At 60.7% G+C, this 14,846-nt stretch carries 9 protein-coding genes and 4 pseudogenes; 1 reads left to right on the top strand and 12 read right to left on the bottom strand.

The window, feature by feature from the left end; all coding sequences use genetic code 11:
* Positions 1-42 precede the first annotated feature (42 nt).
* From GVL61_RS16180 to GVL61_RS16165, 4 genes are all read right to left on the bottom strand, one after another.
* Positions 43-867, bottom strand: coding sequence for an SDR family oxidoreductase (locus GVL61_RS16180; RefSeq protein ID WP_159981694.1), 825 nt, complete (start codon positions 865-867; stop codon positions 43-45).
* A 25-nt stretch (positions 868-892) separates the two neighbouring features.
* The gene (locus GVL61_RS16175) at positions 893-1,231 is read right to left on the bottom strand and encodes a hypothetical protein (protein WP_159981693.1); all 339 of its coding nucleotides are present in this window, start codon (positions 1,229-1,231) and stop codon (positions 893-895) included.
* Complete coding sequence (locus GVL61_RS16170) at positions 1,228-2,415, bottom strand: aromatic ring-hydroxylating dioxygenase subunit alpha (RefSeq protein ID WP_159981692.1); 1,188 nt, start codon at positions 2,413-2,415, stop codon at positions 1,228-1,230. The genes GVL61_RS16175 and GVL61_RS16170 overlap by 4 nt, the downstream gene beginning before the upstream one ends.
* A gap of 110 nt (positions 2,416-2,525) precedes the next feature.
* Complete coding sequence (locus tag GVL61_RS16165) at positions 2,526-3,215, bottom strand: TetR/AcrR family transcriptional regulator (RefSeq protein WP_159981691.1); 690 nt, start codon at positions 3,213-3,215, stop codon at positions 2,526-2,528.
* Positions 3,216-3,252: 37 nt separating this feature from the next.
* On the opposite strand from GVL61_RS16165, the pseudogene GVL61_RS16160 reads away from it, so the two are divergent.
* Positions 3,253-3,728, top strand: a pseudogene (locus tag GVL61_RS16160) (transposase); the annotation flags it as partial.
* Between the two features lie 30 nt (positions 3,729-3,758).
* On the opposite strand, the pseudogene GVL61_RS16155 reads toward GVL61_RS16160, so the two are convergent.
* The 8 genes and pseudogenes from GVL61_RS16155 to GVL61_RS25030 form a co-directional block, all read right to left on the bottom strand.
* Positions 3,759-5,603: pseudogene (locus GVL61_RS16155) on the bottom strand (TonB-dependent receptor plug domain-containing protein); the annotation flags it as partial.
* A gap of 143 nt (positions 5,604-5,746) precedes the next feature.
* Positions 5,747-5,929: pseudogene (locus GVL61_RS25430) on the bottom strand (hypothetical protein); the annotation flags it as partial.
* 135 nt (positions 5,930-6,064) lie between these two features.
* Complete coding sequence (locus GVL61_RS16140) at positions 6,065-7,009, bottom strand: FecR family protein (protein ID WP_159981689.1); 945 nt, start codon at positions 7,007-7,009, stop codon at positions 6,065-6,067.
* A gap of 67 nt (positions 7,010-7,076) precedes the next feature.
* Positions 7,077-7,598, bottom strand: coding sequence for an RNA polymerase sigma factor (locus tag GVL61_RS16135; protein ID WP_159981688.1), 522 nt, complete (start codon positions 7,596-7,598; stop codon positions 7,077-7,079).
* A gap of 708 nt (positions 7,599-8,306) precedes the next feature.
* Positions 8,307-9,111, bottom strand: a pseudogene (locus tag GVL61_RS16130) (transposase).
* Positions 9,112-9,613: 502 nt separating this feature from the next.
* The gene (locus GVL61_RS16120; protein WP_235037735.1) at positions 9,614-12,028 is read right to left on the bottom strand and encodes an arylsulfatase; all 2,415 of its coding nucleotides are present in this window, start codon (positions 12,026-12,028) and stop codon (positions 9,614-9,616) included.
* Positions 12,018-14,417 carry a TonB-dependent receptor gene (locus GVL61_RS16115; protein ID WP_159981685.1) on the bottom strand — a complete coding sequence of 800 codons (2,400 nt, stop codon included), beginning with the start codon at positions 14,415-14,417 and terminating at the stop codon, positions 12,018-12,020. Before GVL61_RS16115 ends, GVL61_RS16120 begins: the two co-directional genes overlap by 11 nt.
* A gap of 248 nt (positions 14,418-14,665) precedes the next feature.
* Positions 14,666-14,846, bottom strand: a 181-nt coding sequence (locus GVL61_RS25030; protein ID WP_235037734.1) for a hypothetical protein, incomplete at its 5' end; no start/stop codon positions are given.

Genomic DNA, 14,846 nt, shown 5'->3' with positions numbered 1-14,846 from the left:
ATCCAGTCTGCCCACCGTGGCTAGGTGCGAGCCTTCTTTTTCCTAAACTACCGCAGTCGCCGATTGGCCGGTACGGTAGCCAGGCTGCGCGGGTTCACCGAAAGCCGACATGATTTGCTCGAACCGGGCCTTGGTTGCCTCGGCGTATTCGGGATGGGTGATAATGTAGGGCTCATTCGCTTCGACAGCGCGCACCACCGCGCGGCCGAGCCACACCGGCTCCATCATGTTCGCCCGGATCGCCGCCGCCCGTGCTTCGTCGAGGGCGACCGGGCCGGACGACATCGATTCCGACATGCGGCTCCGCGTCAGGCCGGGGAACAAAGTGGAGACGCCCACGCCGGAAGGCGCGAGTTCAGCCCGGACGGCGTCGGACAGGCCGAGCACCGCGAACTTGCTCGCCGAATAGGCCGCGAAACTGGCGAAGGGATTGAGCCCGTTCATCGACGAGGTGTTGACGATGTGCCCCCGGCCGCGCTCGATCATGCCGGGCGCGAAAGCGGCGATCCCGTGGTATACGCCGGTCACGTTGATGCTCATCAGCCGTTCGAAGTCGGCCGCGCGCGTCTCGACGATTGGCCGGAAGCCCGATGAAATACCCGCATTGTTGCAAAGCACTTCCACCGCGCCGAAGCGATCCTCGGCGGCCGATCGTGCCGCCGCCCAGCTGTCGGGGTCGGTGACGTCGAGCTGCACAACCGCCACGTCGCTGCCGGCAGGGAGCCTGTCTGCTTCTTCCTGCGCGTGTCCCACGTCGATATCGGCAAGGACGATCTTGGCACCGCGCTCGGCGAACGCCATCGCCATGCCGCCGCCGATCCCGCCGCCGCCTCCCGATATGAAGACAACCTTTTCGGTTACGTCCATCTTGGTCTTCCCACTTTCGAATTGATCAGAAATCGACCGGCGCGCGAGTCACGCGCATCGCCTCTCGCAGCGGTCGGTGCCTGTCCTCGTCGGACGCCTGCACGTCAATCGCGAGCGAGACGTGGGCGTAAGTCAGGAACAGGTCCAGCAAGCGGCGCTCGCCCTCATCGAGGTCACGGAGCGGCTTGGCGTCGAGTTGCCTGAGCCCTCTTTCGATAAGAGGCGCGCAGGCCGCATGGAACGCGGCGCGTTCGGCCGGCGGATATGCTCCTCGCAGGGCGGCGCGGTCCGCCGCAGTGCGGCCGGCCCAGTTCGCGACAAAGGGTTCGAGGGCCTCGAAGCCGGCGGGAAGGTTCGCGGTCATCGCGCATTCTCCGCCTGATGACGCTCTACCGCCGCGGCGACCTGCTGGTAGAGGTGGCGGCACAGCACTTCCTGCGTCTGGAAATGGATGTTCTTGAGTGCGCCGCTGCTTAGGCCTTTCTGCCCAGCCTCGATGACGGCGCGGTCCTCGGCGTGGATGTCGCGCGCGGTAGCCATTAGAAATTCGCGCGCGAAGCTCTCGCTGGCTGACGTATCCTCGCCGATCCAGTAGATCCGGATCACCCCACGCGACCGCGTTGCGTCGATCGGCATGATAACGTGGGAGAAATGCTGAACCGGTGATCCGAACAGGAAGAAGTTCGGGAACAGCGCGATGTAATCCTTCGCGTCATTCACGCCAAGGCCGTTAACCGCCGCAGCCCGGCCCGCAGCTGCGTAGGCCAGCATGGCGGCCGGGGGCGGCGGCGGCGCGGAGGCATTGGACCAGATCGTCTGGGTCCGGTGTTGTCCATGGAAGCCGTAGCGAACGGGATATCCGAAAGGATTTTCCGGGCCGGTCCCTGCCCCGCCGGAGCGCGGGTGAATGAAGCGGAGATGGTAGTTCTCCTGGAAGTTGTCGTAAGTCAGTTTCCAGTTGGCGTCGATTTCATAGACGTATTCGTGAAACGCCGTCGCACGGGCCACGAGCAGCGTGTCGAGCCGGTCGGCGAGATCGCCTAGCCACTCGCGCAGCGGCGGCGGGCGGTCGGCGAAGTTGATGAAAATGAGCCCTGCGCAGACCTCGACCGCCACCTTCGGCAGAGAGCAGTCCTCCTTGGCCACGTGGAACTGACCGAAATCCGGCGCCGAGATCAGTCCGCCGTCGGTGCCGAAGGTCCACATGTGATAGGGGCAACTGAACGTTGACTGCCGCCCGGCTTCGGCTTCGACCAGCTGCGTGCCCCGGTGCGTGCAGACGTTGTGAAAAGCCCGGATCGTGCCGTCCTTACCGCGTACGATCAGGATCGATGCCTTGGCGAACTCGATCTCGCGGCGGATGAAGCTGCCAGAATCCGGCAGCTCGCAGACGTGGCCGACCTCGATCCAGCTTTTTAAGAAAACCGCCTGTCGCTCAAGCTCGTAAAAGGCTGGGTCATAGTAAGGCTCGGCAGGAATGGGATCGGTGCCCAGCCAATCGAGATGTGATTGCGATACCGGACTGAATGCGGTGGCTTGTCCTGCCATGGCGCCTTGGCTCCTCTCCATCGCGGCCGCCGGATGACTCGACTGGTCCGCTGTGAAGCCATCTAAACCTTCTTCACCGACAATTGCAACACATGTGTCGAAATTTTATCTCATTCGTCCATGAGACCATCGCGTCGGAGAACGCGCAGGTGCTCCTTGCTGAACCGGTCGACCACCTCATCCACCGGCATGTCCGGACGCACGCTGCCTATGAACACTCGAGGCGCGATGAAGGCGGCGGTCAGCATGATCAGCGAGTAGATCTCCGCGTCGAAGTCGTCGGCTCCCGCACCCCGCGCATCACGTCCGATGCCGGAGACGAGGTCGTCCCAGCGCGGATAGCGCGCGCGGATGTCACCGGGCGCCAGGAAGTCGTCGATGAACAGTTTGGCGACTTCATTGTTCTCCAGCACGAAACGGGTGATGTGCGCGGTCCGCTCGTCCCGCGGCAGGTCGTCGCTGAACCCGCGCGTCAGTTGCTGCGCGGACCAGTCCTTGACCGCCTCGACAAGCGCCTCGCGGTTGGCGAAATGGTAATAAAGCGTAGTCCGGTTGACGCCGGCCGCACGGGAAATCGCCGCCATCGACAGCGCTTCGATCCCTTTGTCCGAGATGAGGCGAACCGCCGTTTCGATGATGACCTGATGCGTTGCCTCGAAGCCTTTGTTACGCGTGTTACCATTGTCTTTTCGTATCGTCGTCAAAATCAGACCCTTCGTGGAGCGCCGGGCTATTAACAGATGATTGAAAATCCGAGGAGTCGTTACAGCAAATGACCTGCCCCCCGAAAGCTCCCTCATTCTAATGTAGGGCCTTCCCACGGGAAGGAGCAGACGTATGAGGAAGAACCGTTTTACCGAGGCGCAGATCATCGGGATGCTCAAAGAGCAGGAGGCCGGGCTGCCGACGGTCGAGATTTGCCGTAAGCATGGGCTGAGCACTGCAACGTTTTACGAGTTGAAGGGCAAGTACGGCGGCATGGAAGTGTCTGATGCCCGCCGGCTGCGCCAGCTTGAGGATGAGAATGGGAAGCTGAACCGCTTGCTGGCGGACAGCATGCTCGACAACGTCATCCTCACGTATCTGCTGGGAAAAGCCTGACGACGCCAAGCCAGCGGCGGGATGCAGTGCTCAAGGTGTTGGGACGCTATGCAATCTCCCAGCGCCGGACCTGCGTGCTGATGAGCGTCGATCCCAAGACGGTCCGGCGCGAACGTCCGCCAGGCCATGGTGCCATCCGGGCCGCCATGCGTGAGGTCGCGGGTAAGCGGCGACGCTTTGGCTATCGCCGGATCGGCATCATGCCCGAGCGCGCCTACTAATGAGAGCGTGTCGTTGCTCCACCCCAGCTCACCTCGCGCCCGGAAATGAGGTGGATTGAAGATGGTCTCCGCCATGACAGTGGTAGGCTGCCCGGAGCTGATCTTCTGCCGGCTCCTGATATAGCTGCCATTGGCGAGAGCCCTCACAGTTCCCCCGAACGCCGCAAGTTCGTAGCTGGCCAGAATGTCGAGCCCATGCACGGTCTGGCGGCCGGCATTGACGTTGGAATTGTCGACAAGCGCAACGACGCTGGCTGGATCGTAGGCCGTGTCGGAATAGTTGGTGAAGGTCGTTCCCTTCGCAATTGCTGCGGTCTGGTCCGTAGCACTCGGATCCGCCTCAAAATATTCGGCGTAAACCGAATTGGAGAGAGCTTGCGAAACGTAGGCCACCGGCGTCACGATCCGGTCGCGATACCGAATAGCGAAGTAGCTCACGACGAGTTTCGCGCCGACAAGCCACCGGGGATGCAGCTCGAACGTGCCGGACCAGTTACTTGATCGTTCCGGACAAAGGTCGGCATTGCCTCCCCAAACGTAAATTGCCGTGGCGCCGGCACTGCCGCCGAAGCTCGAAGCCGCATAATGAGCCGTGGTCGCTGGCCGGTACTGCTCGTAGAGTGTCGGGGTACGGAAGGATCGTCCCCAGCTTCCCTTGATGGAAAAGTCCGGGCTCGGGGCATAGATCACCCCCAGCTTCGGGGTCACGACTGAATCGACATCCGGATAGCGTTCGTAACGCGCTGCCAGGCTCAGATCGAGACTCCGACCGAGTGCCGGTAGCTGGCCGGGCCAGAATATGGGGACACTCAGCTCGCCAAAGGCGTAATAACTGTCCTGCGATGCATCGATAACTGCGCTGGCGGTCGATCCTGACCGTCTGAACAGATTGCGCCGGTAGCCGGCGCCCAACGCCGCCTTCACGTTGCCGCCGGGAATCTCGATCAGCTTGCCATTGCCCGACAGTTCGACGTTCTGTGCGATGTTGCGATAAATGCCTGCTGCGGCGGGGAATCGGTCCGCACCGTAAGTGTAGACGCCGCCAAATTCCGAAGTGTTCCAGCCATAGCTACCGCCCAGTGTCACCAGCCATTCGGCGGGCAGCGCAAGGGCAATCGACGGCGCCGCGCTCCAGGATTGGGAAGTTCGCGCAAAGTTGACCCGGCTGACGGAAAGATCTCCGGCCCTGTTGAGGGGCAGCGCCTGCCCCCACCACCGTTTGTTGCAGAGCAGGTCGATGTCGAACGTCAGGCTGTCCGCCACCGTCTGTCGCACCACCAGAGCTGCATTGTGGTGCCGTAAATAGGGTGTCAGCGTTACACCAGGCGTACGGTCCTCGGCATGCCTGCGCTCGTTCGCCTGGACCGACGTGGTGCGGGCATATTCATATGAAAGCATCGCACTTCCCGACCTCCAACGTCTTCCGGCGGTCGCCCCGTACTGCTGCTGGAAATTTCCCCCGTCAGTCGACCCACCAAGCCGAGCGCTCGTCTCCAGTCCATTGAAATCGCGGCGCAGGATCACGTTGACGACCCCCGCGACCGCATCCGAACCGAAGAGCGCCGACGCTCCGGGCACGACATCAATGCGCTCGACCGCACCGAATGGGATTGCCGAGAGGTCTATTCCCTGGGTCGCGCCTGCGTAACTCATCCTTCGGCCATCGAGCAGCGTCAGGGTTGCATCGCTTCCCAGTCCCCTGAGATTGATCGATAACCCGCCATCGAGATCTAAACCGCTGCCGGCGGGGACGTGGTAGCCGACACCCGCATTCTGCCCGCCACCGAAGTTCGGCGGGATAGTCCGAATAACATCGGCAAACGAAGACTGCCCGGCATCACGCATGGCCTCGCGACGGTATGACAGCGTGGTCGATGCGATCGGTGCGCCTCTATACGCGACCCCGTGACAACGATACCGCCGCCATCGTCCTGGCCAGTCTTGTCTTCCCGGATCACCGCACCATTATCTGCAAAGTCGGCCATCAGCCCGCTACCGGCGAGCACGGATGCAAGCGCCTCCTCGAACGTCAGGTTCGCGTCGATCGCCGGGGCGGCACGGCTCGCGACGAGCGCGTCGTCGACGCTCACGTTGCGCCCAAACGACCGGCCGATGTCCCGGATCGAAACCGCAAGAGCCTGCGCCGGAAGATGGAGGCTCGCTCGTCCCTCGTTTTGCGCTGATGCCGGCATGCTCAGAACCGTCGCGGCTGCAGCCATGCTGCAGCACGCCAGAAATTGGTAACGCACTGGTAACCTCCTTCCCTGGGACCTGCTCCAAGCAGTATCCTCAGGGCCGAAACGCCGTTCGCGAAAAGTACCCTACGATTATTTTGCCAATTCTTTCTGCGCAGGCTGCAGCAAGGCGAAACTCCCGTCGGAGCGGGCTACCATTGTAAGTCCGAAGTTCGCCGCCAGATGATGTGCGAACCCTCGCGCATCAGATCGCCGGAAAGTGCCGGTGACCTTGAGCGGACAGGAGGATGACCCTTCCAACACCACCGGCGATGCGCTGGTGCGGTTGAAGGCGGCAATAGCATCGACGACATCCGCCCCGTCGAGGGCGAGCATATCCGCCGTCCACTTGCGATCGGCGGGGTCCAGACGAGTTAACCGACCGATCGAGCCGTCGCACACCTCAACCCCGTGCCCGGCAAACAGCTCGATGTGCGTCCGGCGGCCGGCGATGCCCGAATGGCTGCTCACATCGACGACGCCTTTCAACAGGGCAACGCCAATGCTCGCCGGCAGGAACTCCACGTCGAACAGGGTTCCATGGGCGATGACATCGGCTGCTCCCGCCTCGACGATGAAAGGCCGACGATCATCGTGGGCGACGGAAAATCTCCCCCTTCCTGCCAGCAGGCGCAGGGCTCTTTTTTCACCATTGTAGGAAATCTGCAGCCTTGCTCCGCGGTCGAGAATCGCGCTCGAACCATCGGGCAAACGGATGCCGCGCGGCGGCCGATCGAGTGCGGCGATTTCCATTCGCGCCAGGTCACCGGCAGGATTCCTGGTTGACCTGATGTGGACGAATGCCGCCGCGCCCACCACGAGAACCAATGCCGCCGATGCTACGAAGGCCCCCCGCGTGCCGACCAGCAGCTTTGCCCTGGCCCGGTCAAGGTCCCTGCCCTTGCCGGTGGTTGTATTGGCAAGGAACATCGTGGTGTCCCAGGCTCTGATATGGCGCTCATAGGCCTGCGCATGGTCTTGCACGCTGTACCAGGCGTCAAAATCCGCCCGATGATCCTCGGCCTGCGGTCCGCGCATCCTGGAGAACCAGTCGGCGGCTTCTTTTTCGAGTCTCATTCAGCCCCCATGGCGAAACATCCTCGCATCATACATTCAAGTGCCGGGAGACATGCGCAATCGCGCGGCTCATGTGTTTCTCGACCGCCTTGACGCTCAACCCCGTGCGAGCAGCTATCTCCCCATAACTGAAACCATCAATGCGGTGCGCCAGAAAAATTTCACGCGTCCGCGGTTTCAGTAGAGCCATGGTCGCCTCCAGGCGGGCCAGAATGTCCCTGGCTTCGAGAGTCGCGACCGGATCGCCTGCCGAAAGCGGCACGTCCTCTGCGCAAACATGCAAGTTGCCGGAGCGCCGTCTGGCTTGGCGAGTTTCATCCCGGATGAGGTTTATAGCCGCCTTACGCAGATAGGCATCGGGCGCCGCAAGAGTCCATTCGCCATGAAGACACTTGGCCGCCATACGGGCGAACAACAGGTGGACGATATCGGTAGAGCGGTCGACAGGCGTGTGACGACCGACAAACCGCAGGAGCTTATCACGATGGCACCGGTAAAGGCGCTCCAGTCCGCCATACCCGCCATCTATAACTTTGTCCTCCGGCGGCAATGGTTCGCATTCATCGACGGTATATCAGAGATCGCCGCCAGTACTATCTATCTTCACCTGCACGGAGGCACCGCCGAACCGGTGCGACCACCGATATGGTCAGTATGCTTCGCATCCACAAAAGAGCGGCCCATGCGAATGGGCTAATTCCTGTATATATATACCACTCGACGAGGCCGGGAAGTGCCGATCAGTTCGGAAACGATTACCGGCGCCTTTAACCCTTAGAGCCTGGACATTCGCGCCAGCGGCCCGGATGCAAGCACCGAGCGATTATTCCAAGGCGGATGGCTCACCTGATCGCGCAGACAACGCTGTTTCCAACTTAGGGCGCTCGGCGGCCATGGCAAGCTTCGAGTGTCTGCAATAGTCCGGGCGTGAGGGCACCATCGCCTTGAGACAAGGGTCGAGGCCTTTAGCCGTATTCGGCCTGGACATGCGCCTCAACCGCCTGGACGAGCATCAGATCAAGTTCCGATAAATCGATAATGCGACTGGTATGCAACATCATACTATAAATTTAAGTATTTTTCTCAAGGCAAAGACATTGTGATTTATTCTGATTAGCCCAGCAAATGGAATATTAGGAGCGTGAAGGTTTATCCGCTACAGTGGATACCTTGACGAAAGCGGGCATCGCCGAGGCGCTTCGTCGCGACATGGCCCTGATTGAGCAACCTCACGTATGGAAATTGAATCTGGGCGGGATCACGCATTCCGGCATTCCCATTTGATGTAGGCCTTGTTATCGCATTCCCATGGCTCATCGTTTTCGACGAAAACGACGGAGACGAGGCGCAGGAGCGCCTGGTCGTTGGGGAAGACCTTGACGGTACGGCGCTCGACTTCCTGCTGGACGGCGCGCTCGATCGGGTTGGAGGTGCGCAGGCGGCGGCGATGGTGCTCAGGTAGGCCGAAGACGGCCAGGCCTTCGGAAATGGCGTTTTCCAGCCACGTGGCGAGCTTAGGTGCGCTTGTGCTATAGCCTGTGACAAGCTCCTCGAGCGCGGCTTTTGCCTTTGCCAGCGAGCTGGCGTTCCAGACGCTGCGCAGTTCGGCGCCGATGCGAGCGCGGATGGCCACATTGGGAGCGTGATGGATAACATTGGCGGCGAGATGGAACTGGCAGCGCTGCCAGGTGGCCGATCCAAGTGCCGCCCGGCGCGCAGCGCGCAGGTCTGCATGATAGTTAGAGACGATAAATTCGACGCCTCGCATCCCGCGCGACCAAGTCATCGCGGAAGCTGCGCCAGTGGACCTCAGCCTCCGACAGGACAACGCTGACGCCGATCACCCGGCGGCTCTCGTCTGACCCGATCCCGATCGCAGAGAATACCGCAGCATCGTGCACACCGCCGCCCTGGCGCATTTTCCCGTATCGCGCGTCGAGGATGAGGTAGCGGATCTCGACCAGGGGGCGGCTCCGCCATGCTTCCAGTTCGTCATCCAGCAGGGCTGCAGCGCGGCTGACCTGCGAAGAGGATATGCCTTCGATACCAAACTCGCGCAGCACCGCTCCGGTCTGCCGGGTGGAGACCCTTTGACGTACATCTCCGCCAGAGCCAGCAGGACTGCACGCACCGAGCGGCGCCCGCGCTCCAGCGAGTGCGGATAGAAAAGCTGCCCGTCATGGCCGGCGGTCTTGGGAACCGCCACGTTCACCGTGCCCGCCGTCGCGGATCTCATCGTGGCCAGCGGTCAATGACCGCATCGACAGGTCGGACATATGACTACACCGTCCAAAGGTAATTTACGCAGCAAACATCTTGCTAACCGAGGCGGTCCACATATGCGTCAGAGCCAATCCTCAATGGTAAGACCGGGTCACATCTCAGTGGCAATCAGCAGCCGGGGTTAACCCCGGTCGATGAAATGCCGGAACTCCCAAGCTGGCTGGTGGCAAAACTGGAAGAGAGTCAAAAGCATGGCCAATCGGCTAATGACGATGCGCCAATGTGGGTGTCGGTTGCCCGTTGTAATAATTGACAGTCGCGCAGATTGAGCCGCGCTGCCTGCTATTTGAACGTAAATAAGACGTGGGGAATATCACCTTCAATTTCCCCCAGCATCCGAATGTATGAAGTAACGGTGACTCCCGTATCACGCCCGATGTCGAGCATCTCGCCAATGCCTGCTGGTATCGGGGTCGTGTGGGCAATCGTACCCGATCCTACGACGTTACCATCCACCAATATCTCCACTGTCGCTTTTCCAAGTGGACGTTCAAGGTTGAAGTTCAGTCCCACCTCCGACGCCCCCGCAGGAAGTGCATGCCCAGAACCTATCACCACGATATCCTCCGGCCTGGTCGAGCGCGCATAAGTCAATACCGGCTTTCCCTTGTCGAGATGGAAGCTCCACCCGCCGAAGTGGCTGCCGTATGCGACGATGACCCCGGATGCCTCAGATTTATCGAGCTGCAGGTCGGCATCAAGGTGGAACGACTTGGCCGGTGGCAAGCTGGTGGTCGCCGGGATACTGACGTTCTTGCCCCAGAACTCCAGATGCTCGGCAGGCTTGCCCAGACTTTCCGCCCCGGCCCGTGCAAAGTAGAAGCGGTGGTCGAGTGGGAAGACATTGTTCCTGGTCGCTTCGCTAGTCCAGAGCGCAACGAGTTCCTTCAGCTTTTCCGGATTCTCTGCTGCCACATCATCATTTTGCGAAAAGTCCTTGCGCAGATCGTAGAGTGTCCAGGGGTTTTCCGGTCGCGGTCCGCCCGGCGGCATGCTTTCCCAAGGCTTTCGGCCATCCTCGTTACTGGCGAACCAACCGTTGTGGTAAAGGCCAGCCTTGCCCGTCATCTCGAAGTATTGCGTGCGAGGCTTGTCACGCTCACAGCCATTCAGGCTGCCGAGCAGGCTTTGGCCGTCCAGCGGTTTCTGCGTAGTGCCCAGGACCGAGGTAGGCGCCGGAACGCCTGCAGCCTCGAAGAATGTTGGGGCAATGTCGATGACGTGACTGAACTGCGCACAGACCTTTCCTGGCTTTGCGATGCGTCCCGGCCACGACAGGATCATGCCATTGCGTATGCCACCAAGCATTGATGCATACTGCTTCATCTGCCGCAAAGGCGAGTTGAGCGCCCATGCCCAACCAGCGGGATAAGTGCCGTAAGTCTGCTCGCCGCCGTACCCCTCGACGTTGGAAGCCAGCCAGGCATCATCTTCCTTTGTGCCGAGGAGGTGCTGCAATTCGTTCACCGAGCCACTGGGACCTACTTCGGCAGACGCACCGTTGTCGCCTTCGATGACCGCGACGAGCGTATCGTCCTGCAGTCCCATGCGTTCCAGTTCGTCGAGCACGCGTCCCAGTTGCTCGTCCTGGTAAGCGAGCATGGCCGCAGCGACTTCCATGGACTTGATTGCGAACGCCCTCGCATCCGCCGTCAGGTCTGCCCATGCCGGGATACCTTCTGGCCGCGGCGTCAGCTTCGTGCCGGCGGGAATGATGCCCAGCTTGAGCTGGCGCTTGTGGGTTTCCTCGCGGACCTTGTCCCAGCCCTGGTCGAACTTGCCTTTGAAGCGCGCAATATGTTCCGGCGACGCCTGATGCGGCGCATGCAGCGAACCAGAGGCATAGTAGATAAAGAACGGCTTGTCCGGAGCGGCGGCCTTCTGGTTGTGTATCCAGTTAATCGCGTCGTCGGCGAGCCGCTTATCAAGCAGGACAGACTCCTTCGCCGGTTCCGGAAGCATGCCGGTACCCCTGTAAAGCACCGGCCTGTACTGGTCGGAATCGCCGCCATTGAAACCGTAGAAATATTCGAAGCCCAGCCCCGTCGGCCAATTGTCGAACGGACCGGCGACTGAACGTTGATCGGAAGGGGTGTTGTGATGCTTGCCGAACATCGCCGTGTTGTAGCCATTCAGCTTCAAAACCTGCGCCATGGTGGCGGTTTCAGGCGAAATGGCACCGGTATAGCCGGGGAAGCCTGCAGGCATGTCGCTCAACATGCCCACGCTGGCGTTGTGGTGATTGCGACCCGTGAGCAATGCCGCACGCGTAGGCGAGCAGATGCCGGTGGTGTGAAAACGGTTGTATTTCTGCCCACGCGCCGCGAGCCGATCGTAGTTGGGTGTCGGTACCGGACCACCAAACGTGCTGGATGCGGAAAAGCCCACATCGTCGCTCATGAACACGAACAGGTTTGGTGCCTGTTGCGGGGCACGAAGAGGTGACAGCAGCGCAGGGCGCGCATCAAGCACATTGGGCGCGATCTGACCCGAGAATGCCGGCGCTGGAATCGGCAGGACCGTGCGGTCGGCCGTGCTTTGGGCATGGGCCAGCGGCGCGATCGCGAAAGACAAGATCGCGGCCGACAATTTCAAGTGGTATCGTGGCATGTGGACATCCCCTGTTTGTTTATTATTGGCGCCGGCCGGCACCTGCGCCGCATAGCGGTACTGGCAGAGCGCCGATTTAAAGGACATTCCTCAATGTCAGTCCATACGTGCGCGGCTCACCAATGATCCCCGTGGAGGAACCGGCGTTTCCGACATTTAGTGTTTGGAAGTACTGCTTGTCGGTCAGATTGCGAGCCCAGACGGACAGGTCCCAGCGGCGGTCATCGCTACGGATGCCAACGCGCCCGTTGAGCAGTCCGTACCCGTCCACCAGCGAATAGCGGCTGTTACTGATCGTGGTGAAGAACGACGAGCGATACGCGAAGTCCGCGTGCGCATAGCCGATCCACTCCCCGACGCCGAGAGGCTGAGAAGCGTCCGCGCTCAGTGAGTAGCTGTACTTGGACGAACCGGCGAGGCGATGGCCAGTCAGATCCTGCGATGGCCCCTGGTCGGCGTTTTCCGGCGCCTGGACAGCGTTTGCGTAGTCCAGATATTTGGGGTCCAGATACGTCCCGGACGCGGAAAAGCTCAGCCACTGCGAGGGTTGCCACGACACGTCTGCCTCGAGCCCGCGCGAACGGACCTTTGGAATTGTCCCCACGTACTGGTAAGTGATCAACGATCCGGGAGGCGCGTCGAACACCACCGTCTGGTAGTCCCTTACATTGGATTGAAACGCAGCGAGGTTCACAGTGAGCGTACGGTCGAACCACTGGGACTTGAGGCCCAGCTCGAAGGCGTCGACCGTTTCGGCCTTCACACGCCCCTCCACGCCAGCGGGCAAGACGCTCAGGTTCAGGCCGCCAGATTTGGCGCCGCGGGAATAGGTGGCGTATATCAGTCTGTCGGCGCCGGGCGCATAAGACGCCGTCAAAAGGCCCGATACGGCCCCCTCGGAGAAATCGATGCCGTAGTCGGTCAACGGCGCGAACTGGGTACGCAGCGCGAGCGCCGTGCCGGCGGCCTGCGCGGGCAGGCCGATCAGGTCTACATCGCCATTCGAATGAATCTGCCGATAGCTACCCGACTTTTCTTCATGTGTATAGCGCAGGCCGGCCGTGACTTTCAGCTTATCAGTGGCAGTCCAAGTCAACTGCCCGAACGCCGCATAGCTCTTGGTCGACGGGTCGGAGAACGCTTCCGTTCGGAAGCCGTCAAGCGCGAGGTTTCCGATGGCCTGCGGTACGGCCGCCGGCAACATCATGGCGGCAGCATCCGCGCCATATTCCATGGTATTGTGACCAGTGTTTCGCTGCCAGAAGTAGTAAAGCCCGGCTACATAGTCGAGGTTGTTGTCGCCTTCGGAGGCGAAGCGCAGTTCCTGGCTGAACTGCCGCTGGCGGTTAGTCATGGCCACCGTGCGCAGGCTGTCGAGCGCGGTGTTGTCGCTGTCGTTCTGTGGATTCCAATCCCACCAGCGATAGGCGGTGATTGATGTCAGCGTCGAGGCGCCTAGGTTCCAGTCGACTTGGCCCGAGACGCCATAGCTTTCCATTTCAACCTCGTAGCGGCCGTTGTAGTCCGTCAACCGCGCGAACGGATCAACCGACGGCGGTATGTAACCGGCCCGGGCGTTGCGATCGTAATAATTGTTCGGGATCGGCGCACCGCTGTCATAAGTAGCGAACACTGAGGCCACTTGGTTGACGCAGCAGCGTGTGCTCTGCCGTCCGAAATCACCGATCAGCCGCACATCCACATCCCCGCTCGGCTTCAGCAGCAGCTGGGAGCGCAAGGCAAAGTTGTCATAACTTTGCACGTCCTTCCCGGTCAGCACATTGTGTATGTATCCGTCCCGATGCGTGTCCGACACGCTGAGCCGCAGCGCCGCCCAGTCACTAAGCCCCGCGCTGCCCGATCCGCGAATCTGATGATATCCAAAGTTTCCAACGCTTAGCTCACCGCGAAACTCCGGCTCGAACGAAGGCGCGCGGCTGGTGATGTTGATGGCACCGGCGGTGGTGTTCTTGCCAAACAGGGTGCCCTGCGGACCGCGCAGCACTTCAACCCGTTCCAGGTCGACAAGGTCGAACTGCGACTGGCCAAAGCGCGAGTAATAGACATTGTCGATGTAGACGCCGACACCGTTCTCCAGACCGTCATTGGTGAATGCCACGTTGGAACCAAGGCCGCGGATGTTGATGTTGGTATTACGCGGGTTCGATGAGATGATCTGCAGGCTGGGAGCCAATTGCTGTATCTGCGACAGCGTATAGGCGCCGGTCTGGGCCAGCTTTTCAGCGCTCACCACGCTTAGCGCAATCGGCACTTCCTGCGCCCGCTCACTGCGCCGTCTCGCGGTCACCATGATGTCTGCGTCGGGTTCATACGCGCTTGCCTGGGCGGACTGAGCAGCATTTTCACCTGAAGAAACGACCTCATCCGCCATCGCCATCTGTACGGTCGAGAGCATTGCCGTGGCGAGGAAGGAAGCTTTGCATCGAAGTGCAAGGCTGTGTCGCGAAGAAGTCATGTTTGCCCCCTGACGCCAATCCTGAAACAAGATCGGCACTTTTCCTTGTTGTTCAGATACCCGGACGAGCCCGAAGACGCTGAAGCGCCGCGGAGACGTAAGGGTTACGATAAGGAATCCGGAGGTCCGGTGTTCGCGCATTTCCGCCTAAAGCGGCACAACCAATCAGTCTACCGTTTCAGTAGAGAATAATATGAAGAATTTCTACGCACCGCATTACCTCAGCTTCGGATGTCCTGGCCGCCGCGTCATAATGCGCCTTTTCTTAATTTTTCAAAGCTGACCGCTTCTCCTCTGGTTCCTAGCCCGGAAAATTCATCGTGTTGGTCAGCGCAGGCCAAGATTTGGATTTTGGGCAGGCGGCGGGCGCGTAGCGTCATTGCCGGAGATGAGCCGGATTTGAGGGTGATTGAGGTTTGCGGGTTGAAG

Origin of the sequence: Novosphingobium sp. 18050 (assembly GCF_902706195.1) — a bacterium.
In the GTDB taxonomy this organism is placed as follows: domain Bacteria; phylum Pseudomonadota; class Alphaproteobacteria; order Sphingomonadales; family Sphingomonadaceae; genus Novosphingobium.
The sequence above is the reverse complement of the archived record's forward strand: the minus strand, read 5'-3'. Positions and strand labels throughout refer to the sequence as shown.